This window comes from Hydrogenophaga sp., assembly GCF_051860785.1.
GTDB lineage: Bacteria > Pseudomonadota > Gammaproteobacteria > Burkholderiales > Burkholderiaceae_C > Hydrogenophaga.
The window spans coordinates 56165-75949 of record NZ_JBIMLB010000013.1 but is presented as its reverse complement, the minus strand read 5'-3'; the positions used below and the strand labels follow the sequence as shown (position 1 = coordinate 75949).

The 19785-nt window shown below is 65.8% G+C and carries 21 protein-coding genes and 1 riboswitch; of the genes, 11 read left to right on the top strand and 10 right to left on the bottom strand.

Annotated features, from left to right (window positions below):
• Positions 1-6: 6 nt before the first annotated feature.
• Positions 7-516 carry a hemerythrin domain-containing protein gene (locus tag ACTIF6_RS17175; protein WP_439589143.1) on the top strand — a complete coding sequence of 170 codons (510 nt, stop codon included), beginning with the start codon at positions 7-9 and terminating at the stop codon, positions 514-516.
• Between the two features lie 26 nt (positions 517-542).
• Here ACTIF6_RS17175 and ACTIF6_RS17170 read toward each other — a convergent pair whose 3' ends face one another.
• From ACTIF6_RS17170 to ACTIF6_RS17150, 5 genes are all read right to left on the bottom strand, one after another.
• A complete protein-coding gene (locus ACTIF6_RS17170; RefSeq protein ID WP_439589142.1) occupies positions 543-782 on the bottom strand; it encodes a CsbD family protein in 240 nt (79 codons plus the stop codon).
• A gap of 111 nt (positions 783-893) precedes the next feature.
• Entirely contained in the window at positions 894-1811 is a 918-nt protein-coding gene (locus tag ACTIF6_RS17165) for a thiamine phosphate synthase (protein ID WP_439589141.1), read from the bottom strand.
• The gene (locus tag ACTIF6_RS17160) at positions 1808-2617 is read right to left on the bottom strand and encodes a thiazole synthase (RefSeq protein WP_439589140.1); all 810 of its coding nucleotides are present in this window, start codon (positions 2615-2617) and stop codon (positions 1808-1810) included. Before ACTIF6_RS17160 ends, ACTIF6_RS17165 begins: the two co-directional genes overlap by 4 nt.
• A gap of 21 nt (positions 2618-2638) precedes the next feature.
• A complete protein-coding gene (thiS, locus tag ACTIF6_RS17155) occupies positions 2639-2836 on the bottom strand; it encodes a sulfur carrier protein ThiS (protein ID WP_439589139.1) in 198 nt (65 codons plus the stop codon).
• Between the two features lie 13 nt (positions 2837-2849).
• The gene (locus tag ACTIF6_RS17150) at positions 2850-3920 is read right to left on the bottom strand and encodes an FAD-dependent oxidoreductase (protein WP_439589138.1); all 1071 of its coding nucleotides are present in this window, start codon (positions 3918-3920) and stop codon (positions 2850-2852) included.
• A 32-nt stretch (positions 3921-3952) separates the two neighbouring features.
• Here ACTIF6_RS17150 and thiD point away from each other — a divergent pair, with 32 nt between their 5' ends.
• Positions 3953-4798, top strand: a complete 846-nt coding sequence (gene thiD, locus ACTIF6_RS17145; protein ID WP_439589137.1) for a bifunctional hydroxymethylpyrimidine kinase/phosphomethylpyrimidine kinase — start codon at positions 3953-3955, stop codon at positions 4796-4798.
• Positions 4799-4809: 11 nt separating this feature from the next.
• Here the strand turns inward: thiD and ACTIF6_RS17140 are convergent, their stop codons facing one another.
• Positions 4810-6117 (bottom strand): purine-cytosine permease family protein, encoded by a 1308-nt coding sequence (locus ACTIF6_RS17140; RefSeq protein WP_439589136.1) that lies wholly within the window; start codon positions 6115-6117, stop codon positions 4810-4812.
• Between the two features lie 69 nt (positions 6118-6186).
• A riboswitch (TPP riboswitch) is annotated at positions 6187-6296 on the bottom strand.
• A 68-nt stretch (positions 6297-6364) separates the two neighbouring features.
• Here ACTIF6_RS17140 and ACTIF6_RS17135 point away from each other — a divergent pair.
• Positions 6365-7099 (top strand): hypothetical protein, encoded by a 735-nt coding sequence (locus tag ACTIF6_RS17135; RefSeq protein WP_439589135.1) that lies wholly within the window; start codon positions 6365-6367, stop codon positions 7097-7099.
• Between the two features lies 1 nt (position 7100).
• Here ACTIF6_RS17135 and ACTIF6_RS17130 read toward each other — a convergent pair whose 3' ends face one another.
• From ACTIF6_RS17130 to ACTIF6_RS17120, 3 genes are all read right to left on the bottom strand, one after another.
• The gene (locus tag ACTIF6_RS17130; protein ID WP_439589134.1) at positions 7101-9320 is read right to left on the bottom strand and encodes a heavy metal translocating P-type ATPase; all 2220 of its coding nucleotides are present in this window, start codon (positions 9318-9320) and stop codon (positions 7101-7103) included.
• Positions 9321-9444: 124 nt separating this feature from the next.
• Positions 9445-10722 carry an FCSD flavin-binding domain-containing protein gene (locus tag ACTIF6_RS17125; protein ID WP_439589133.1) on the bottom strand — a complete coding sequence of 426 codons (1278 nt, stop codon included), beginning with the start codon at positions 10720-10722 and terminating at the stop codon, positions 9445-9447.
• Positions 10723-10734: 12 nt separating this feature from the next.
• Positions 10735-11037, bottom strand: a complete 303-nt coding sequence (locus tag ACTIF6_RS17120) for a c-type cytochrome (RefSeq protein ID WP_439589132.1) — start codon at positions 11035-11037, stop codon at positions 10735-10737.
• Positions 11038-11203: 166 nt separating this feature from the next.
• On the opposite strand from ACTIF6_RS17120, the gene soxC reads away from it, so the two are divergent.
• The 8 genes from soxC (at position 11204) to soxB (ending at position 18312) form a co-directional block, all read left to right on the top strand.
• Positions 11204-12547 carry a sulfite dehydrogenase gene (gene soxC / locus ACTIF6_RS17115; protein ID WP_439589131.1) on the top strand — a complete coding sequence of 448 codons (1344 nt, stop codon included), beginning with the start codon at positions 11204-11206 and terminating at the stop codon, positions 12545-12547.
• Positions 12548-12558: 11 nt separating this feature from the next.
• A complete protein-coding gene (locus ACTIF6_RS17110; RefSeq protein WP_439589130.1) occupies positions 12559-13614 on the top strand; it encodes a c-type cytochrome in 1056 nt (351 codons plus the stop codon).
• Positions 13615-13699: 85 nt separating this feature from the next.
• Complete coding sequence (locus ACTIF6_RS17105) at positions 13700-14032, top strand: c-type cytochrome (protein WP_439589129.1); 333 nt, start codon at positions 13700-13702, stop codon at positions 14030-14032.
• A gap of 39 nt (positions 14033-14071) precedes the next feature.
• Complete coding sequence (gene soxY, locus ACTIF6_RS17100; RefSeq protein ID WP_439589128.1) at positions 14072-14527, top strand: thiosulfate oxidation carrier protein SoxY; 456 nt, start codon at positions 14072-14074, stop codon at positions 14525-14527.
• 55 nt (positions 14528-14582) lie between these two features.
• A complete protein-coding gene (soxZ, locus tag ACTIF6_RS17095; RefSeq protein WP_439589127.1) occupies positions 14583-14894 on the top strand; it encodes a thiosulfate oxidation carrier complex protein SoxZ in 312 nt (103 codons plus the stop codon).
• 129 nt (positions 14895-15023) lie between these two features.
• Complete coding sequence (gene soxA, locus ACTIF6_RS17090) at positions 15024-15830, top strand: sulfur oxidation c-type cytochrome SoxA (RefSeq protein ID WP_439589126.1); 807 nt, start codon at positions 15024-15026, stop codon at positions 15828-15830.
• A 15-nt stretch (positions 15831-15845) separates the two neighbouring features.
• Positions 15846-16499, top strand: coding sequence for a sulfur oxidation c-type cytochrome SoxX (soxX, locus tag ACTIF6_RS17085; protein ID WP_439589125.1), 654 nt, complete (start codon positions 15846-15848; stop codon positions 16497-16499).
• Between the two features lie 88 nt (positions 16500-16587).
• Positions 16588-18312, top strand: coding sequence for a thiosulfohydrolase SoxB (soxB, locus tag ACTIF6_RS17080; protein ID WP_439589124.1), 1725 nt, complete (start codon positions 16588-16590; stop codon positions 18310-18312).
• On the opposite strand, the gene ACTIF6_RS17075 is transcribed toward soxB, so the two are convergent.
• The gene (locus ACTIF6_RS17075; RefSeq protein ID WP_439589123.1) at positions 18313-19776 is read right to left on the bottom strand and encodes a DUF1501 domain-containing protein; all 1464 of its coding nucleotides are present in this window, start codon (positions 19774-19776) and stop codon (positions 18313-18315) included. It abuts the gene before it with no gap.
• Between the last annotated feature and the right edge of the window lie 9 nt (positions 19777-19785).

The following is a 19785-nucleotide window of genomic DNA, read 5'->3' as shown; positions in this document are numbered from 1 at the left end:
TGAAACATGATGCGAGTTCGAGGCCCGGGCCGCGCGCGCGATGCGCTGTACCAGTTGCAACTGGAACACGAGGCCATTCGTCGCCTTCTGCGCGAATTCGATCGCCTTCGACTGGCGAACGAAGACCGCAGCGAGGAGAAAGCCGAGGTTGTGGATGGTCTTTGCGACGCCCTCAGCCTGCATGTGCGGATCGGAGAAGAGCTCTTCGAACCCTTGAGCCGCTTGCAGGCGAGCTCGGATCCGGCGGCCTTCTCAACGCAGTGCGACCACCGGCATCTGGTTCAATTGATCGCGCAGCTCGACGAGCTGGAACCGGGAGATGCGGGTTACGACGACGCCGTGGGCGACATCGCCGATTGTGTGATGCCCTGCATGGACGGCGAAATGTCCCTGTTGCGTTCGCTGGCTCGCGAAGCACTGGTGGACACCCAGGAACTGGGTGAGCGGATGAACCGCCTGCGCAAGGTGCACCAGGGCGACTTCACCCGCGTCGAAGTCGGCCGGCAACGAGCCTGAAAGGCTCATTGCCGGCTGGTCGAGACTCAGTCGCGTCGAGTTTTCGCAGGTGTGTCCAGCCAGCTGTCGTCGGCACTCCGCTCCCAGGCGCTGAGTTGCTTCTCGGCTTCGTCCTTGGCGATGCCGTAGCGTTCCTGGATCTTGCCCGAGAGCATGTCACGGTGACCCTCGACCACTTGCAGGTCGTCGTCGGTGAGCTTGCCCCATTGCTGCTTGGCGCGGCCGGTGAGCTGCTTCCAGTTCCCTTGAATGGTGTCCCAGTTCATGTGATGTCCTTTGCGTTGGGGCGAGCGCGACATGGCCCGCCTGAGGACTTTTTACGGCGGGCAGGTGTGCAGGTCTGTGCGCCACGGCACCAAGGCACCGTGCGGTGGCGCTCAGGTGGCCGCGATCGCCGCGTTCCAGGTGGCCACCGTCGCGTCCAGATCGGACGCCGCCATCAGCGCACGCACCACGCCCACCGAACCCACACCGCTGGCCAGCACGCCGGGCAGCCGATCCAGGTCGATGCCACCAATCGCCACGCGCGGCACGTCGCGCAGCAGGCGCGCATACGCGGCGAGGCGACCCGGCCCCTGCGGCGCGGTGGCCATCTGCTTGAGCGTGGTGGGGAACACGGCGCCCATCGCGATGTAGCTCGGGCTGTGGCGCTCGGCAATCATCATCTCGGCGTAGCCGTGTGTGCTCAGGCCCAGGCGCAGGCCGGCGTGGCGGATGGCGTTCAGGCCTGTCGTGGTCATGGCCTGCAGGTCTTCCTGGCCCAGGTGCACGCCGTAGGCACCCGCGTCGATGGCTTCCTGCCAGTGGTCGTTGATGAACAGGCGCGCGCCGGTGCCCTGCACGCCGGCCACGGTGGCACGCACCTCGGCCCGAATGGCGTCGGCATCGGTGGATTTGAAACGCAATTGCACCGTAGGCACGCCCGCGCGCGCCATGCGGATGGTCCAAGCCGCATCGGGCATCACGGCGTACAGGCCCAAGGCGTTCGGGCAGGCGGCGAACGCCTCGGCGCGCGGGAACGGCGCCATGCCGAAATCGGCGGGTTCGTCGGGCCATTGCAGTGGGTCGAATTGCCCGGTGCGTTGCACCTGGCGCGACCACGCGCGTGCCACACACAACGCGTCGTCGGGCACGAAACCCAGCGACTGGGCGGCTTGCAGCGCCGCCGTGAACACGGCATCGCCGGTCTGTACCGACATGGGCTCGGCGTGTGGCTCCACGGGCAGCGCCAGCGCTTCGCGGTGGGCATCGACGATGGCGCGGGCCATCTGTTCGGCATTCAGGCTGCTGTTCATGGGGTGTGGTGCCAGAAAGGGGTGCCCATCACGGGCGTGCTGGGCTGGGCGCTGTCCTGCGGCTGCATGGCGCCCGAGCGGAAGGCGGCGCGCCCGGCGCGCACCGCGTCGGCGAATGCACCGGCCATGTCCACGGGCGACTGCGCCAGCGCCACCGCGGTGTTGAGCAGCACGGCGTCATAGCCCCATTCCATGACGGTGCAGGCGTGCGAGGGCAGGCCCAGGCCGGCGTCCACGATCAGCGGCACGGCCAGCCGCTCGCGCAGCAGGCGCATGGCGTACGGGTTCACGGGCCCCCGCCCCGTGCCGATGGGTGCGGCCCAGGGCATCACCGCCTGGCAACCTGCGTCCACCAGGCGCTGGCAGAGCACCAGGTCTTCGGTGCAATACGGCAGCACCTTGAAGCCATCGTTGACGAGCTGGCGTGCGCAGTCCACCAGGTTGAGTGTGTCGGGCTGCAGGCTGTAGTCGTCGCCGATGAGTTCGAGCTTGATCCAGGGGGTGTTGAACACCTCGCGTGCCATCTGCGCAGTGGTGATGACCTCTTGCGTGGTGTGGCAGCCCGCGGTGTTGGGCAGCACCGGCACGGCGAGTTCCTGCAGCAGCTTCCAGAACGCGGCCCCGGCTTCGGGTTGCGCTGCGCCCTGCCGGCGCAGCGAGGCCGTGAGCATGGCGGGCTGCGCGCGTTTCACCGCCGCCTCCAGCGTGGCGGGCGAGGGGTAGCGCGAGGTGCCGAGCAGCAGGCGGCTGGTGAAGGTCTCGCCGTAGAGCACCAGCGGGTCTTCGTGGGTGAGGGGCGTGGTCATGTCCATGGTGGTGTCGCTTTCTCAGCCGCCGGTGATGGGCGCAATGATCTCGATGCGGTCGCCCTCGGCGAGCCGGTGTTGCGCGTAGGCGGTGCGCGGCACGAACTGCAGGTTGACGGCGGCGGCGAACACGGCGGGCGCGTCCCAGGCCTGCAGGGCGTCGGCCAGCGTGGCGCCTTCGGGCAGCTGGCGGGTTTCCTGGTTGATGAAGATGTTCATGCGGAAGTTTCCTTTATCGGACCACCGGCAAGCCCAGGACGGAAGCCAGCGGCGAGTGGTCGTGGTCCACGATCTCCAGCACCGCGTCGAGCACGGCGGGGGCGATCATGAATCCATGGCGGTACAGGCCATTGATCGACATTCTGCGCGGAGCGTCCATGCGCAGCGCGGGTAGGTTGTCGGGCAGGGTGGGGCGCAGCTGAACGCCCAGTTCGACGATGCGTGCTTCGCCGAAACCGGGGTGCACGGTGTAGGCGGCGCTCAGCAGCTCCAGAGTGGAGCGCACGCTGGCCGGGCTCAGGTCGTCGGACTCGATCTCGGTGGCGCCGATGACGAAGAGACCGCCCGGCTTGGGTGCGATGTAGAGCGGGTAGCGCGGGTGCACCAGGCGTGTGGGGCGCGAGAGGTTCACACCCGGCGCGTGCACGCGGGCCACCTCGCCGCGCACGCCGCGCAGTGCGTTCCATTGCGGCTGCGCGCCCAGGCCCCGGCAATCGAACAGCCAGCCCTCTGGCCCGGGGTCCAAGTCGGCGGGCGAGCGCGGCGTGTGCCAGTGCACGCGGACGCCCAGCACCTGCATCTGGTGCGCCAGCGCAGCCAGCAGTTCGCGGTTGTCGAGCTGGCCTTCTTCAGGCAGGTACAGGCCTTGTGCAAAACGGTGGTCCAGCGCGGGTTCGAGCGCTGCAATGGCAGTGGTGTCGATGCGCTGCGCCTGTGGCAGCGAGGACAAGGCGGCGCTGGTGCGCGCGAGCTGGCCCGCGAAGCGCTCGGCCTCGGCCGCATCCTGCCGATGCCACAGCACCAGCGTGCCGCTCTGCTGGAAGAACACCGGGCGCTCCAGCGCGGCCAGCAACTGCGGCCAGCGCGCCAGCGCGTGCTGGCCCATGCGCACCACCGCCAGTTCGGTCACGGCCGATTCGGCCAGGGGCGCCAGCATGGCGGCGGCCACGCGCGCGGCGGCGTGCTCGGCCTCGGGGCCACCCGCATCGAACACCTCCACCCGGTGTCCGCGCTGCGCGAGCGCGCAGGCCAGCAGCCGGCCCATGAGGCCGGCGCCCAGTACCACGGCATGGGGTTTCAGCATGAGCGACCTTCGGCGCTGCCACAATGCGCGCCATGATGAAAAACGAAGAACCGTTTCGCTACACCCGAGTCCTGTCCATCGCTGGCTCCGACAGCGGCGGTGGCGCCGGCATCCAGGCCGACCTCAAGACCTTTGCGGCGCTGGGCTGCTACGGCATGACCGCCATCACCGCACTCACCGCGCAGAACACGCTGGGCGTGAGCGGCATCCACGGCGTGCCGCCGGACATGCTCAAGGCACAACTGAGCGCGGTGCTCGACGACATCGGCGTGGACGCGGTGAAGATCGGCATGCTGCACGCGCCCGAGATCGTGCGCACCGTGGCCTGGGCGCTGAAGCACTACCAGGTGCAGCGCGTGGTGCTCGACCCGGTGATGGTGGCGACGTCGGGTGATCGACTCATCGCACCCGAAACGGTGCAGGTGCTGGTGGACGAGCTGTTCCCGCAGGCCGCGGTGATCACCCCCAACCTGGACGAAGCGGCGCTGTTGCTGGGCCGGCCCATCACCGCCGCGCACGAGCTGGAGGGCGCCGCGCGCGATCTGCTGGCCATGGGCGCGCAGGCTGTGTTGCTCAAGGGGGGGCACCTGCCCGGCGACGAAGTGACCGACCTGCTGGTCACGGGCGCCGATGCGGCTGTGCGCCTGAGCTCGCCGCGCATCGCCAGCCGCAACACGCACGGCACGGGTTGCACGCTGTCCTCGGCCATCGCGGCGCATCTCGCGCTGGGTGAGCCGCTGGATCGCGCCGTGGCACTCGCCCGTGAATACATCCTGCAGGCGATCGCCCACGGTGCAGACGTCTACACCGGCGCCGGCCACGGTCCGCTGAACCACGGACATGCGCCCAAGGTTCAGCAGACGCAGGTGCGGGCATGAACGCATAGGCCTCAGGCGCCGGCCGTCGCCAAGCCCGTGGTGTTGCGCGGCCTCGTGAGCGCGGCTAGCACGAAGGTCAAGGCCAGCGTGGGCAGGGCGGAGCCGAGATCGGGCGCGTACTGCTTGAGCAGGTGGTAGGTGGCGATGCCGGCCAGCCACAGCGCCGCCGCACTCCAGTCCACCGGTCGCGCGCTCAGGCTCGGCACCACCGTGCCGCTGCCCAGGCGGCCCAGAATCACGCCGTACAACGGCACGAACACCGAGCTCAGCAGCAACAGGAACGGCTCCAGCGTGTGGATGGGCAGCACCAGCGCGAGCGCGGTGCAGACCGCGGCGAAGCCCAGCCCGGCCGCGCGGATGCTCCAGCGCGGGCGCAGGCTGTGCACCGAGACCGCGCCCGAGTGCGCATCGCCGTAGGCGTTGTCCATCTCGTCCAGCAGGATCAGGCCGAGTGCGATCAAACCGCCCTGCGCGAGCAGCAAGGCACTGACGAGGTTGGTGCCCGGCTCCACGGTGCTCACCACCAGCACGCCGAGCGCATAGCACCAGATGTTGGCCAGCGCGTAGCCCAGCCAGGTCCCACCGAACGTGGTGGCGGTGCGCTTGCCGTGGCGCGCGTAGTCGGCCACCAGCGGCAGCCAGGAAACCGGCATCGCGATCACGAGATCCATGGCCGAGAACAGGCCCATGCCACCGGTGCCGGGGCGATTCCAGAAACCTTCGAAGCCCTGCGCCACCAGGCGCGTGCCGAATTGCCAGGTGAGCCAGGCCAGCGAGGCAATCACCAGCGGCAGCGCGAAGCGGCTCACGAAGCGGCGCACCAGCGTGAGCATGGAGCCGGCCATGAGGGCGATCAGCACCGAACCCCAAAGCAGCGTGGCCACCACCTTGCCGGTAAAGCCATCGAGCTCGATGCCCAGCGTTTGCGTGGCGATCGCCACCGTGCCCTCCTGCATGATGACCAGTTCGAAGGTGGTCCAGCCGATCAGTTGAGCGATGTTGAGCAGCACTGGCAGCTTGGCAAAGGCGCTGCCATAGGTGGCGTGCATCAGCCCGGCGCTGGCCAGCCCGGTCTGGCAACCCAGCCGCGCGGTCCAGCCCAGGAGCCCGGCGCCGATGAGCGAGCCCAGCACGATGGCAATGACCGCGTCGCGCGTGCCCACGGCCGGCACCAGGTAGGCGCCGATCTGCATCACCAGCAGGCCGGTGCCCAGGCTGAACCAGAGCGCAGCGTGCTCGTGGAAATGAAAGACCCGGTTGCCGGGCGCGACGGGTGTCAGCGCCTGGTTGGCGGGAGAAGAAGACAGTGGGGACGCCATCAATGTGCTCCATGCAACGTTGAGGCAGGTGGGCTGGGCCGTAGTCCTGCAGACACCGATAGACGGTCCACGGATTCCGGCCTGCTTCCCTGCGCGAGGATTACCTCAGTCAGGTTCAAAGGGACTCTCTCAGTCGCACCCGGGTCGTCGGACCCGGGGCAACACCCCTAGCGGATATGCCTTGCGGCACGGACGCGAGTATACGTTCGCCGGCATCTGGAATGGCCCAGGCCCGGCTTCGTGCAGTATGTCCGTCATCCTGTTTCCATTGCGCACCCTGTCGGTGTCAAGTCCGCAGAATGCATCCGGTCATAAGGAGGAAATAGCGATGTTGGGAGAATTGCGAGTGATTGCCGATGAACGTGCGGGCGATCCCGATTCCATCGTGGATCGGCTGCGCACTTGGACAGAGCAGGGCAGGCCGGAACCCGGCCCTGCGCAGTGGGGCGTGGACTGGATCGGTCTGATCGCGAAGTCCGTTGGGGATCGGCACACCAATCTCGTGGCAGCAGCGGCACTCTCCAATGATCCGACCGTGGTCAACAGCCTTGCCGCCATTCACCCAGTGGACGGCTACACGCCCGCGCAGCGAGCGGTCCAACTGGACTGCGCCAGTTTCCTGACTGCGCTGGCAGCCACAAGGTGCCCCGAGGTCCTGAACAGCCTTGAAGCGCCGCATCCTAGGGAAGGCTTTACGCCATTGCTGCGAGCCGCCTACCTGGGCCGTGGAGCCGCCTTCAAGGCGCTGATCCTGGCGGGCGTGGACCAGAAAGCGCTTGGCCAGATGAGAGAAAGCGAAAGAGTGCAGTGCTGGCTGAAGGAGGTCGAAGCCGTCCGGAGCAAGGAGGGGGCGCATGGCCATCCCGGCGCGCTTTCCAGCACCAGTACAAACGCCGGCAACAGCACGCAATATCCCGACATCCTTGCGCGTGCAGGCGCGGTGCGATCCAGCCCACCTGGAGGTCGCGGCCCAGTGCTGTGATTCATCTTCCGGGCGGAAAACGCAGCAATCGCAGCCCGTTGAACACCACCAGCAGGCTCGCACCCATGTCGGCGAACACGGCCATCCACATCGATGCGTTGTCGAACAGGGCCATCACCAGGAACACGGCCTTGATGCCCAGCGCCAGCGCGATGTTCTGCCACAGCACCGCGTGCGTGCGCCGCGACAGGCGAATCGTCTCCGGCACTTTGCGCAGGTCGTCGTTCATGATGATCACGTCTGCCGCTTCCATGGCCGTGTCGCTGCCTGCGCCACCCATGCCGAAGCCGATGGTGGCCGCGCTCAGCGCGGGTCCGTCGTTGATGCCGTCACCCACCATGGCCACGGCACCCTGCTGGCGCAGCGCTTCGATGGTGTCCAGCTTGTCCTGCGGCAGCAGGTTGGCACGCACTTCGGTGATGCCGACCTGATCCGCGATGCTGCGGGCGGTGGCGGGGTTGTCGCCCGTGAGCATCACGGTGGTGATGCCCATGGCGCTGAGTTCGGCAATGGCTTCCTGGCTCGTGGCCTTGGTGGTGTCGGCTACGGCAAAGAGCGCGATTACACCCTGCGCGTCCGCCAGCAGCGTGACGGTGCGGCCCTGCGCCTCGTGAACCCGCATGCGCGCTTCGAGTTCGGGTGAGCACTGACCGCGCTCCTCGATCCAGCGGTGGTTGCCCAGCACATGGATCTGGCCTTCGAGTTCTCCGCGCACACCGCGCCCGACCTCGGCGGCAAAGCCCTGAACGTCGCGCGGTTGCACCTGCAGCCCCAGAGCGATGGCCTGCGAAACCGGGTGGTCCGAACGGCCCGCCAGGCTGCCTGCGATGCTCAGCGCGGCATCGGCGGGCACGCGTTCGCCGATCACCTCCCGCGCCACCAGGCGCGGTTTGCCCTCGGTCACGGTGCCGGTCTTGTCCACGGCCACGGTCCGCAGCTTGCGCGCTTCCTCCAGGTAGACGCCGCCCTTGATGAGGATGCCGCGGCGAGCGGCCGCTGCGAGGCCGCTGACCACCGTCACCGGTGTTGAGATCACGAGCGCACACGGGCAGGCGATCACCAGCAGCACCAGTGCCTTGTAGATGGCATCGAGCCAGGGCCAGCCCAGCAGCAGCGGCGTGCCGATGGCCACCGCCAGCGCGAGGAAGAACACGGCGGGCGTGTAGATGGCGGCGAAGCGGTCCACGAACCGCTGCGTGGGTGCGCGTTTGCCCTGCGCCTGCTCCACCGCGTGGATGATGCGCGCGAGCACGGTGTCGCTCGCCGGCCGCGTCACTTCGAACACCAGCTCGCCCTGCTGGTTGACGGTGCCGGCAAACACCTCGTCGCCCGGGGCCTTGTCGACCGGGATGCTTTCACCGGTGACGGGCGACTGGTCCACCGCGCTGTGGCCCTCGGTCACGCGGCCGTCGAGCGCGAAGCGTTCACCGGGCTTGATGCGCACGCTCGAACCCACCGCCACGGCCTTCGCCTCCACCAGCAGCCAGCGGCCGTCCGCCTGCCGCACTTCGGCCTGCGGTGGTGTGAGCGCGAGCAGGCCGGCGATGGCGTTGCGCGCGCGCTCCACCGAACGCGCCTCGATCAGCTCGGCCAGCGAATACAGCGCCATCACCATCGCGGCCTCCGGCCATTGCCCGATGAGGAACGCACCGGTGACCGCAACCGTCATGAGCGCGTTGATGTTCAGCTGGCCGCGAACCAGCGCCGAGAAGCCCTTGCGGAAGACGGCCGTTCCCGCCAGCGCGATGGCCACCGCCGCCACACCCATGCCTGCCAGTTTCCAGGCCGTGGTCTCGGGTGTGAAGAAGTGGATGAGCTCGGAGAGCAGCGCCACCACCAGCGCCGCGATCAGGCGCGCGAGTTCAACCCGTTGCGCCCGCGCCGTGTCCTCGGCGGGCGGTGGTGCCGAGACCCGTTCGGTCTTGAACCCGGCGGCTTCGATGGCGGCCAGGATGGGGGGCCACGCTGCGGACGGCGCGTCGATGCCGAGCATGCGCGCCGGCAGATCGAAACGGAGCCCGCGCACGCGTTCAAACCCTTCCAGCGCACGCCGGATCTGACCTTCTTCCACCGGGCAATCCATGGTCGGGATGCGCAGCAGCAGGGCGTCTGCGGCGAATGAGGTGGCCGGTGATTCGACGGTGGAGGTGGGCGAACACGCGCCACCACCGCAGTGGTTGGCGTGGTCATGATCGTGATCGTGTTGATGCGAGGCAGACATGCGAATTCCTTCAGGGATGCTGTATTGAAATCCCTGTAGCGGCTCCAGAGTCAAGCGGTTGCATCGGACACAAGAAAAAGCCCCGCCAGTGGCGGGGCTTCATGCGTGCACGAGGGCGTGGCAGTCAGGCCAGCGAGTCGGCCCAGATGTTGCGCGCCCAGGCCATCGCGTACTCGCCTTCGAGCGCGCTGGCCGCGGTGGACAGGCCGCCCGAGCCGGGCACCGTCAGCATGGTCTTCTGCGCGGCGTCGTAGCGGTGCACGCTGGCCACGTGCACCACGTCGGTGGCGGTGACGAAGCTGTAGCAGGTGTTGGCGTAGATCGGCAACGAAGGCGCTTCCTTGCCCTGCAGCAATGAGACCACCGCGGCCGCGCAGGTCTTGCCGTGCTGGTTGGCCATGTGGCCCGACTTCGGCATGCCCGGCGCGATCTGGATCGCGTCGCCCAGCACGTGGATGTTCTTCTGCGCCTTCGATTCGAAGGTGAGGAAGTCCACTTCGCACCAGCGTGCATTGGCCGTGGCCAGACCGGTTTTCACCGCGATGTCACCCGCGCGCTGCGTCGGAATCACGTTGGCCACGCCAGCCTTGAAGTCGTCGTTGAACTCGAACTTCAGGGTGTTGGTGGCTGCGTCCACGTCCACCAGCTTGTGCTTCGGGCGGTATTCGATGAGGCCCTTGTAGTGGTCGTCCCAGGCCTTCATGAACAGGCCCTTCTTCGAGGTGATGTCGTCGTTGGCGTCGAAGATGATGACCTTGCTCTTCGGCTTGGCCACCTTGAAGTAACTCGCCACCATGCAGGCGCGTTCGTAGGGGCCGGGCGGGCAGCGGTAGGGCGCCAGCGGGATGGACAGCGCGTACACACCGCCATCGGGCATGGCTTCGAGCTGGCGGCGCAGCGCCAGCGTCTGCGGGCCGGCCTTCCAGGCGTGCAGCACCTTGTCGGCAGCGCCTGCCTTGGCCATGCCGGGCAGCGTGTCCATCATGAAGTCGATGCCGGGCGAGAGGATCAGTCGGTCGTAGGGCAGTTCACCGCCGCTGGCGAGCTTCACCGTGCGCTTGGCCGGGTCGATGCTGGCGACCATGTCGCGCACCACCTTGATGCCGTGGCGCTTGCTCAGGTTGTCGTAGGGCGTGGTGATGTCGGCCATGGTCTTGTGGCCACCGAGCACCAGGTTGGAGATGGGGCAGGAGACGAAGGAGGCGTTGGGTTCGACCAGCGTCACGTCGATGCTGTGGTCGGAAAACAGGCGCACGTACTTGGCGGCGGTGGCACCACCGTAGCCTCCACCGACGACGACGACCTTGGCACCACTGCCCGTGGTGGCGCAGCCACCCAGGAGACCCAGGCTGGCAACGGCCGAACCCGCGCCCAGCGTTTGAACGAATTGACGACGTTTCATGGCTTGGGCTCCTTATTTTTTCTGGGCGGCGAAGTAGGCGGAAATCTGCGCCAGCTGCTCGTCGGTGTAGCCCTTGGAGAGCTGGTGCATGATGGTCGCGGGCCGTTTGCCGGCCTTGAAATCGAGCAGTTTCTGCAGCAGGTCGTCCTTGCCCTGACCCGCGAGCGAAATGGCACCCGGCTCGGCCCGGCCATCGGTGCCGTGGCAGTTGGCGCAGGCGGCAGCCCACACCTTGATCTGATTGACCTGGGCCTGTGCACCCAGGGCGGCGGCGCACAGCACGCCCCCTGCCAGCCATTTGATCGATTTCCCCATCGTGGTCTCCATTCGATTGGTTGTAAGGAATTGCGACGAAAAATGTAGCAGAGGCCGCCGGAGGGGAGTGGGCTTGCCATCAGAAATGCATCGGGGTTTTTACCAATCCGAATATCAGCAAACACTCATATAGTTCTCTGGTGATCCAACCCTCCAGAAAACCACTGTGTCAGAAGACCTGAGCCAAGCGATCGGGCGCGTGCTGCCCGCGCCAGAAAACCACCTGAGCGCCGAGAAGCTGGAGCAGGCTCGCAAGGCGCGGCGCAGCTTCATGGGCAAGGCGCTGGCCATGGGCGCGGGGGCGGTGGCCGGCGCCGCAGCGTCCACGCGGGCGTTGGCCGCTGACGGCGAGAGCGCCATTCTTGAACTGCCCACACACACCAAAGGCCTGGGCCAGCCCGTGGCCACGCCGGGCTATGGTGCGCCCAGCCAATGGGAAATCAACCTGCAGCGCCGCCAGAGCCCGGGGCTCACCCGCGTGCCGCAGGCCTCGGTGAGCTTCGCTCCACTGCAAGGCTTGTTCGGCATCATCACGCCCAACGGGCTGCACTTCGAACGGCACCACCAGGGCTGGTGGGACATCGATCCCTCGAAGCACAGGCTCATGGTCAATGGCCTGGTGAAACGCGAGCGCGTGTTCACCATGGACGACCTCATGCGCCTGCCCAGCGTCTCGCGCATCCACTTCATCGAGTGCGGCGCCAATTCGGCGCCGGAGTGGGGCAACGTGGCCTTGCCGTCGGTGCAGTACACGCACGGCATGCTGAGCTGCTGCGAATACACCGGCGTGCTGCTCTCCACCTTGCTGGAGATGTGCGGCTACGACAAGCAGAAAGGCAAGTACGTACTGGCCGAGGGGGCCGACGGCTCTTCCATGACGCGCACGCTGTCCATCGAACGCGCCATGGACGACTGCATCGTCGCCTGGGCCATGAATGGCGAGATGCTGCGACCGGAAAACGGGTACCCGCTGCGCCTGGTGGTGCCGGGCGTTCAGGGCGTGAGCTGGGTGAAGTACCTGCGTCGTCTCGAAGTGGGCGACATGAAGTGGGCCACCAAGGACGAGGCCATCCACTACATCGACCACATGCCCGACGGCACGCACCGCCAGTACACCGGCATCCAGGAATGCAAGAGCGTCATCACCACGCCCTCGGGCAGCCAGACCTTGCTCGACAAGGGCTACTACAACGTCACCGGCCTGGCGTGGTCGGGGCGCGGCAGCATCAAGCGCGTGGACGTGAGCGTGGACGGCGGACGCAACTGGCGCACCGCTCGGCTCGAAGGCCCCGTGCTGTCGAAGGCGCTGACCCGCTTCAACATCGACTGGGTGTGGGACGGGAAGCCCGCGATCCTGCAGAGCCGCGCGATCGACAGCACCGGCTACGTACAACCGAAGATCAACCAGCTGCGCGCCGTGCGCGGCACGCGCTCGATCTACCACCAGAACGCCATTCAGTCGTGGAAAGTCGCCGAGAACGGCGAGGTTTCCAACGTGCAAGTCTTTTGATGCAGCGCTCTATGAGACCCCTGATCCTGTTGGCCGCCGCCTTCGTCGCAGGCCCTGCCTTTGCGCAGGCCAAACCGTGGCACGAGATCGGCCGCGACGCCACGAAGGCCGAAGTGAGAGCCTGGGACATCGACGTGCGGCCTGATTTCAAGGGCCTGCCCAAGGGCTCGGGCACCGTGCCGCAGGGTGAGCAGATCTGGGAGGCGCAGTGCGCGTCCTGCCACGGCAGCTTTGGCGAATCCAACGAAGTCTTCACCCCTATCGTGGGTGGCACCACCAAGGCCGACATCGAGCGCGGTCGCGTGAAGAACCTGGAGCCCGGCAGCAGCTTCCCGCAGAAGACGACCATGATGAAGGTGGCCACGCTGTCCACGCTGTGGGACTACATCAACCGCGCCATGCCGTGGAACGCGCCCAAGACGCTGACCACGGACGAGGTGTATGCCGTCACCGCCTACATCCTGAACCTGGCCGAGGTGGTGCCCGCGGATTTCAAGCTGAGCGACCAGAACATGGCCGATGTGCAGAAGCGCATGCCCAACCGCAACGGCATGGTGTTCCATGAGCCGCTCTGGAAGCTGGAAGGCAAGGGCGATGTAAAGAACGTGGCCTGCATGAAGGACTGCCCGGTGGAGACCACCATTCGCTCTTTCCTGCCCGATTTCGCGCGCGATGCGCACGGCAACATCGCCGAGCAGAACCGCGTCATCGGCCCGGTTCGTGGTGCCGACACCACCAGGCCCCCACCCAAGGGGCCGGTGGGCAGCACGCCCCCGCCCGCACCGGTGGTGGCTCCCGCCGCACCTGGGGTGAAGGACACCAAGGCCTTGCTGGCTGCCAACAGCTGCACCGCGTGCCACGGCATGACCAACAAGATCGTCGGCCCCGGTTTCACCGAGATCCTGGCCAAGCACAAGGGCCGGGCCGACCTGGAGGCCTACCTGACGGGGCGCATCCAGAGCGGTGGTTCGGGCGTGTTCGGCGCCGTGCCCATGCCGCCGCAGCCCCAGCTCAGCGAAGCTGATGCGCGCTCCATTGCGAAATGGATCGTCGACGGCGCGAAGTGATCTGCTGTTAAAGCATCCTTCTAAATATTGGCATTTACTCGTAAACCCCATTTCCCCCACGACAAGGAGACCGTACGCTATGCCCATGAAACCGATCCTGCTGTGCCTGGCAGCAACTGGCGCCTTCTGGGGCGCAGGTGCCCATGCCCAGGATGCCGCTGCCGCCAAGGCCCTGGCCTCCAAGAACGCCTGCCTGGCCTGCCATGCGGTGGACAAGAAGATGGTTGGCCCGTCGTACAAGGACGTGGCCGCCAGGCACAAGGGGCAGGCAGGCGCGCTGGAAGCCGTGGCGGCGCGCATCAAGTCGGGTGGGTCTGGCATGTACGGCCCGGTGCCAATGCCCCCACAGCCGAATTTGAAGGACGACGAGCTCAAACTTCTGGCAGGCTGGATCCTCGCCGGTGCACCCGACAAGTAAACTTCGCCCCGTTTTTTTCATTCTCACCAGGAGCTCCACATGAACAACTCACGCCGAGTCGCCCTCAAGACCACGGGGGCGTTCGCTTCGCTGGTTTCGCTGGGCCTCATCACCCAGGGCCAGGCCCTTGCCGCCGTGGACCGCGCCGGCTTCGAAGTGAAGACGCTGGCCGACGCCCTCAAGGCCGTCGGTGGCACGCCGGCCAACAGCGACCAGGTCACCGTGGTCGCGCCCGACATCGCCGAGAACGGCGCGGTGGTACCGATCGGCGCCTCCAGCAAGCTGCCCAACACGACCGAGATCTACCTCATCGTGGAAAAGAACCCGATGCCACTCTCGGCCGGTTTCATCATTCCGGCCGGTACGGCGCCCGAAGTGCAGACGCGCTTGAAGATGGGCCAGAGCAGCAACGTGATCGCGGTCGTCAAGGCCGACGGCAAGCTGTACTCCGCCACCAAGGAAACCAAGGTCACGCTGGGTGGTTGCGGCGGCTGATCGCCCGCACCCCACGTTTCCATCGCACTTACCCACAGAATTTCAGGAGTCCATCATGGCCGATCCGATGCGCATCCGCGCCGCACTCGCCGGTGACGAAACCACCGTTCGCATCCTCATGTCCCACGTCATGGAGCCCGGTACGCGCCGCGATGCGGCCGGCGCCCTCATTCCTGCCCACTTCATCAAGGAAGTGGAAGCCACGCACAACGGCAAGGTCGTGCTGAGCTCGCTGTTCACTGGCTCGGTGGCGCAGAACCCCTTCCTGTCGTTCAAGTTCAAGGGCGCAGCCAAGGGAGACAAAATCGTCGTGAAATGGGTCGACAGCAAGGGCGACACACGCACCGACGAAGCAGTAGTGGCCTGACCCACCCCCGCCGCGCTTCGCGCGACCCCCTCAAGGGGGCGTCACCAGCGGCCCGGCAGAGCCGGTTCTGCGGTGACTCTGGATCGAGACACGCGTTTTCAAGATTCGATAACAACGAGGAGACACCCCATGAAATTCCAGCTTGTTCCCGCTGCGTTGTTGCTCAGTGGCCTGATGGCCGCAGGCGCTGCGCACGCTCAGGACGCAACGGCCGAAGGCATCGCCAAGTACCGCGAGATGCTGCAGGACGGCAACCCCGCCGAACTGTTCGAGATGAAGGGTGAGGAGCTCTGGAAACAGAAGCGGGGGCCGAAGAATGCGTCTCTCGAGCAGTGCGACCTGGGCAAGGGCCCGGGCGTGATCAATGGCGTGTTCGTGGAGCTGCCTCGCTTCTTCAAGGACACGGGCCGCGTGCAGGACCTGGAGTCGCGCCTGGTCACCTGCATGGAGACGCTGCAGGGTTTCAACGGTACCGACATCATGAAGACCCCGTTTGGCCGTGCGGAGATGGCCAACGTGACCGCGCTGGCGACCTATGTAGCCACGGCATCCAAAGGCATGAAGTTCAACCTGCCGCAGTCACACGCCAGCGAACGAGCCATGTATGAAACCGGCAAACGCCTGTTCTTCACGCGCGGCGGTACGCACGATTTCTCGTGTGCGTCGTGCCATGGCGAGAGCGACAAGCGCATCCGTCTGCAGGACCTGCCCAATCTCACCAAGAACCCGGGCAACGGCATCGGCTTTGCCGCATGGCCGGCCTACCGCGTGTCCAACTCGCAGATGTGGGGCATGCAGCTTCGACTGAACGACTGTTTCCGCCAGATGCGCTGGCCTGAGCCCAAGTTCGGCAGCGATGCGACCATCGCGCTGAGCACCTACATGGGTGTGAACGCCAAGAGCGCCGAGTCCATCGTGCCCGCCATCAAGCGCTGAACCGGAGACACCTACATGAACAAGAACAAGCTGATGTTTGCCTTGCTGCCCGTTGCTGCGTTCGCGCTCTCCGGCTGCACGTCCTCGCCCTCGGCCGCCGACATGGACAAGGCCACTGCCGAGATGCTCAAGAACTCTTTCCAGGAGCGCGGCATCGCCAAGCTGGACCGTCTGGCACAGGACGACGCCAACCGCGAATGCGCTGCGGCCGACGTGGCCGGCAAACCGATCGACGAGAAACTCGCCAAGGCCATCGAGGCGGCCAACATGAAAACCGTGAAGTGGCCGTCCGATGGCAAGTTCATCGGTGACTGGAAAGCCGGTGAAGCCATCGCGCAAAGCGGCCGAGGACTGACCTGGACGGACACCGCCACCACCGCCAACGGCGGCAATTGCTACAACTGCCACCAGATCAGCAAGGAAGAAATCTCCTTCGGCACGCTCGGCCCGAGCCTCTACAACTACGGCAAGCTGCGCGGCGTCACGGATCCCAACAGCCCCGCAGGCAAAGCCATCGTGGAATACACCTGGGGCAAGCTCTGGAACTCGCGCGCCTACAACGCCTGCTCCCAGATGCCGCGCGTGGGCCACATGGCCATCCTCAATGAGAAGCAGCTCAAGGATGTGATGGCCCTGCTGCTGGACCCGGCCTCGCCCGTGAACAAATGAGCGATCTGCCCCGGCCTGGTGAGGGTCGGGGCAGTGTCAAAAAAATTTCCCTCAAATATCAGCAAACAGTTATCTACCGAGGACCCCGATGAGCTTCAGTCGCCGTGAATTCATGCAGGTGCTTGCCGTGGCCAGCGCCACCGGCATGGCCCTGAACCACCGCGATGTGCTGGCCGCTGCGCCCGGTGCCGGCGAAAAGCTGTACGACGTGCCGACCTTCGGCAACGTGAGCTTTCTGCATTTCACGGATTGCCACGCGCAATTGCAGCCGATCTATTTTCGCGAGCCCAACGTCAACCTCGGCGTTGCCGATGCCCTCGGCAAAGCGCCGCACATCGTGGGCGAAAAGCTGCTGCGGCACTTCAACATCAAGCCCGGCACGGCCAGCGCACATGCGTTCTCGTACCTGAATTTCAGCCAGGCCGCGAAGACTTACGGCAAGGTCGGCGGCTTCGCGCACCTGGCCACGCTGGTCAGGCAACTCAAGGCCAGCCGGCCACATGCCCTGCTGCTCGATGGGGGAGACACCTGGCAGGGCTCGGCCACCTCGCTGTGGACCCATGGCCAGGACATGGTGGATGCCTGCAAGCTGCTCGGCGTGAACATGATGACCTCGCACTGGGAGCACACGTTTGGCGCCAAACGCGTGCAGGAAATCGTGGAGAAGGACTTGAAGGGGAACATGGAGTTCCTCGCGCAGAACATCAAGACCACCGACTTCGAGGACATGGTCTTCAAGCCATACGCGCTGCGCGAAATGAACGGTGTGCAGGTGGCCGTGATCGGCCAGGCATTCCCCTACACCCCCATCGCCAACCCGCGCTACCTGGTGCCGGACTGGACTTTCGGCATCCAGGAAGAGCACATGCAGAAGGTGGTGGACGAAGCGCGCGGCAAAGGCGCACAGGTCGTCGTCGTGCTCTCGCACAACGGCATGGACGTGGACATCAAGATGGCCTCGCGCGTGCGCGGCATCGACGCCATCCTCGGTGGCCACACGCACGACGGCATGCCCGCGCCCACCATCGTGAAGAACGGCGGCGGCCAGACCCTGGTGACCAACGCGGGCTCCAACAGCAAGTTCCTTGGCGTGCTCGATTTCGACGTGCGCGACGGCAAGGTGCAGGACTTCCGCTACAAGCTGCTGCCCATCTTCTCCAATCTTTTGCCGGCCGATGCCGCCATGCAGGCGCACATCGACAAAGTGCGCGCGCCCTACAAGGACAAACTCGAAGAAAAACTCGCGGTCACCGAGGACCTGCTCTATCGCCGTGGCAACTTCAACGGTTCGTGGGACCAGCTCATCTGCGACGCCTTGATGCAGAACAAGGGCGCCGACATTGCGTTCTCCCCCGGCGTGCGCTGGGGCACTTCGCTGCTGCCCGGCGACACCATCACCTACGAACGCATGATGGACCAGATGGCCCTGACGTACCCGGCCACCACGCTCAACGAGTTCAGCGGCGAGCAGATCAAGACCATTCTGGAAGACGTGGCCGACAACATCTTCAATCCCGACCCGTATTACCAGCAGGGCGGTGACATGGTGCGCGTGGGCGGCATGCAGTACACCATGACGCCCACCGCGCCCATGGGTCAGCGCATCAACAACATGATGCTCAAGGGCAAGCCGATCGAGGCCGGCAAGATCTACAAGGTGGCGGGCTGGGCGTCGGTGCAGGAAGGTGCCCGGGGCGAGCCCATCTGGGACGTGGTTTCTGGCTACCTACGAGACCGCAAGGTGGTCAAAGGCGTGAAGATCAACACACCACGCCTGGTGGGCGTGCAGGGCAATCCCGGGTTGGCTGCCTGATCAGGTCATGAAGCCCAGGTTGATGGGGTAGTCAGCGCCACCGAAGTGGTACAGGTTGGGCAGGATGCCGTTCAACTCCGTGTTCTGCACCCCGAACCACGTGGCCAGTGTTGCTGCGTACTGGTCCACCGAGGTGCTGGGTAACAGGCGGCCCTGACCCACGTGCCACTGGTCGTGGGCGTCGGTATGGGAGTTCGTCACGCTCACGGGGGGCGCTGTTCCGTAGAAGGCCTTGCCACGAACCGCGCCTCCGACAATGAAGTGATGACCGCCCCAGCCATGGTCCGATCCGTCGCCGTTCGAAGTGAGCGTGCGGCCAAAGTCCGACGCGGTGAACGCGGTCACCTGGTTGGCGACGCCCATTGCCACAGTGGAGGCGTGGAAAGCGGTGAGCGCCGAACTCAACTGGCTCATGAGTTCGGCCTGAGTCGCAACCAGGTTGTCATGGAGATCGAAGCCTCCCATGGAAACGAAGAACACCTGACGGCGGTTGCCGAGGATATTGCGTGCTGCGATCATGCGCGCCACCATTTTCAGCTGATCGGCCAGACCGTTCCCGGTTGGAAAGGCGCTGAAGGCCGAATGGCTGGCTGGATATTGAGCCAGCGCCGATGAGACCATGCCCTCGGAACTTACGGCGCGCGCGGTCACCAGGTTGTATTCGTTCTCCAGGACGTGCGTGCGATTTTGGAGGACCAATTCCCTCATGGCCGCGCGGATGGCCGTGGAGCCGTACGTAATGCTGTTGTTGAGCGCGGCGATCCTCACTGCACCACTGGTGCTGATGCCATAGGGACGTGCGGAATGCCCGGTCAGGTAGGCCGAGTTGCCGCTGACGGAGATGCATGTCATCGCCCGCTCGGTGTTGGACGAAAGTGCGAGATCGCCGAGGTGTCCGCCCCAGCCCGTGGCCGCGCCTTCGGGCTCGGAGGACTGCCAGACCGATTGCTGGTCGTTGTGCGAGAACAGCTTGGGTGGGACGGGGTACAGCAAAGCGTTGCCGATGTTGTACTGCTGGCGTGTGATCGGCATGACCAGTGGACCGACATTGAGCTGCACCGCTGCAGCGCCGCTGTTGAACAGGCCAGCCATGCCGGTCATGGCGGGGTGCAACGCGTATTGCCGTCCCCCAGGCAGTGGCGTCGTGGGGTTGAGCAGCGTGGGCGCAAGAGCCGACTGTGCGAGTGCGACGCCGCCTGCGGTGCGGCCAGTGCCGCCGCCTCGAATGGCGCTGTACCGGTCGTAGCTGTCGTTGTCGTACGTGACCACGGTATTGGCGTAATCGTTGCCTCCGATGAGGAAAACGCAGACCAGGGCCTTGTAGTCCGTGGCGTCGAACGCTGCCGCATCGGCCATGGCGGCGAGGTTGAGGGCGGTGGGCAGCGCCGCACCTGTGAAAGCGAACTGGCCGGCGCGGCGCAGAAAGGCGCGGCGCGTGTGTTTGTCGATTTGAAGGAAGTGCATGGCGTACCT

Bases quoted from the DNA above. Each gene is read 5' to 3' on its own strand.
- soxB (WP_439589124.1), top strand. From the start codon at position 16,588: ATGAGCTTCAGTCGCCGTGAATTCATGCAGGTGCTTGCCGTGGCCAGC.
- ACTIF6_RS17140 (WP_439589136.1), bottom strand. From the start codon at position 6,117: ATGGCGTCCCCACTGTCTTCTTCTCCCGCCAACCAGGCGCTGACACCC.
- ACTIF6_RS17150 (WP_439589138.1), bottom strand. From the start codon at position 3,920: ATGCTGAAACCCCATGCCGTGGTACTGGGCGCCGGCCTCATGGGCCGG.
- ACTIF6_RS17165 (WP_439589141.1), bottom strand. From the start codon at position 1,811: ATGAACAGCAGCCTGAATGCCGAACAGATGGCCCGCGCCATCGTCGAT.
- ACTIF6_RS17120 (WP_439589132.1), bottom strand. From the start codon at position 11,037: ATGGGGAAATCGATCAAATGGCTGGCAGGGGGCGTGCTGTGCGCCGCC.
- thiS (WP_439589139.1), bottom strand. From the start codon at position 2,836: ATGAACATCTTCATCAACCAGGAAACCCGCCAGCTGCCCGAAGGCGCC.
- soxZ (WP_439589127.1), top strand. From the start codon at position 14,583: ATGGCCGATCCGATGCGCATCCGCGCCGCACTCGCCGGTGACGAAACC.
- ACTIF6_RS17130 (WP_439589134.1), bottom strand. From the start codon at position 9,320: ATGTCTGCCTCGCATCAACACGATCACGATCATGACCACGCCAACCAC.
- ACTIF6_RS17175 (WP_439589143.1), top strand. From the start codon at position 7: ATGATGCGAGTTCGAGGCCCGGGCCGCGCGCGCGATGCGCTGTACCAG.
- soxA (WP_439589126.1), top strand. From the start codon at position 15,024: ATGAAATTCCAGCTTGTTCCCGCTGCGTTGTTGCTCAGTGGCCTGATG.
- soxY (WP_439589128.1), top strand. From the start codon at position 14,072: ATGAACAACTCACGCCGAGTCGCCCTCAAGACCACGGGGGCGTTCGCT.
- ACTIF6_RS17160 (WP_439589140.1), bottom strand. From the start codon at position 2,617: ATGACCACGCCCCTCACCCACGAAGACCCGCTGGTGCTCTACGGCGAG.
- thiD (WP_439589137.1), top strand. From the start codon at position 3,953: ATGATGAAAAACGAAGAACCGTTTCGCTACACCCGAGTCCTGTCCATC.
- ACTIF6_RS17110 (WP_439589130.1), top strand. From the start codon at position 12,559: ATGAGACCCCTGATCCTGTTGGCCGCCGCCTTCGTCGCAGGCCCTGCC.
- ACTIF6_RS17125 (WP_439589133.1), bottom strand. From the start codon at position 10,722: ATGAAACGTCGTCAATTCGTTCAAACGCTGGGCGCGGGTTCGGCCGTT.
- ACTIF6_RS17075 (WP_439589123.1), bottom strand. From the start codon at position 19,776: ATGCACTTCCTTCAAATCGACAAACACACGCGCCGCGCCTTTCTGCGC.
- ACTIF6_RS17135 (WP_439589135.1), top strand. From the start codon at position 6,365: ATGTCCGTCATCCTGTTTCCATTGCGCACCCTGTCGGTGTCAAGTCCG.
- ACTIF6_RS17170 (WP_439589142.1), bottom strand. From the start codon at position 782: ATGAACTGGGACACCATTCAAGGGAACTGGAAGCAGCTCACCGGCCGC.
- ACTIF6_RS17105 (WP_439589129.1), top strand. From the start codon at position 13,700: ATGAAACCGATCCTGCTGTGCCTGGCAGCAACTGGCGCCTTCTGGGGC.
- soxX (WP_439589125.1), top strand. From the start codon at position 15,846: ATGAACAAGAACAAGCTGATGTTTGCCTTGCTGCCCGTTGCTGCGTTC.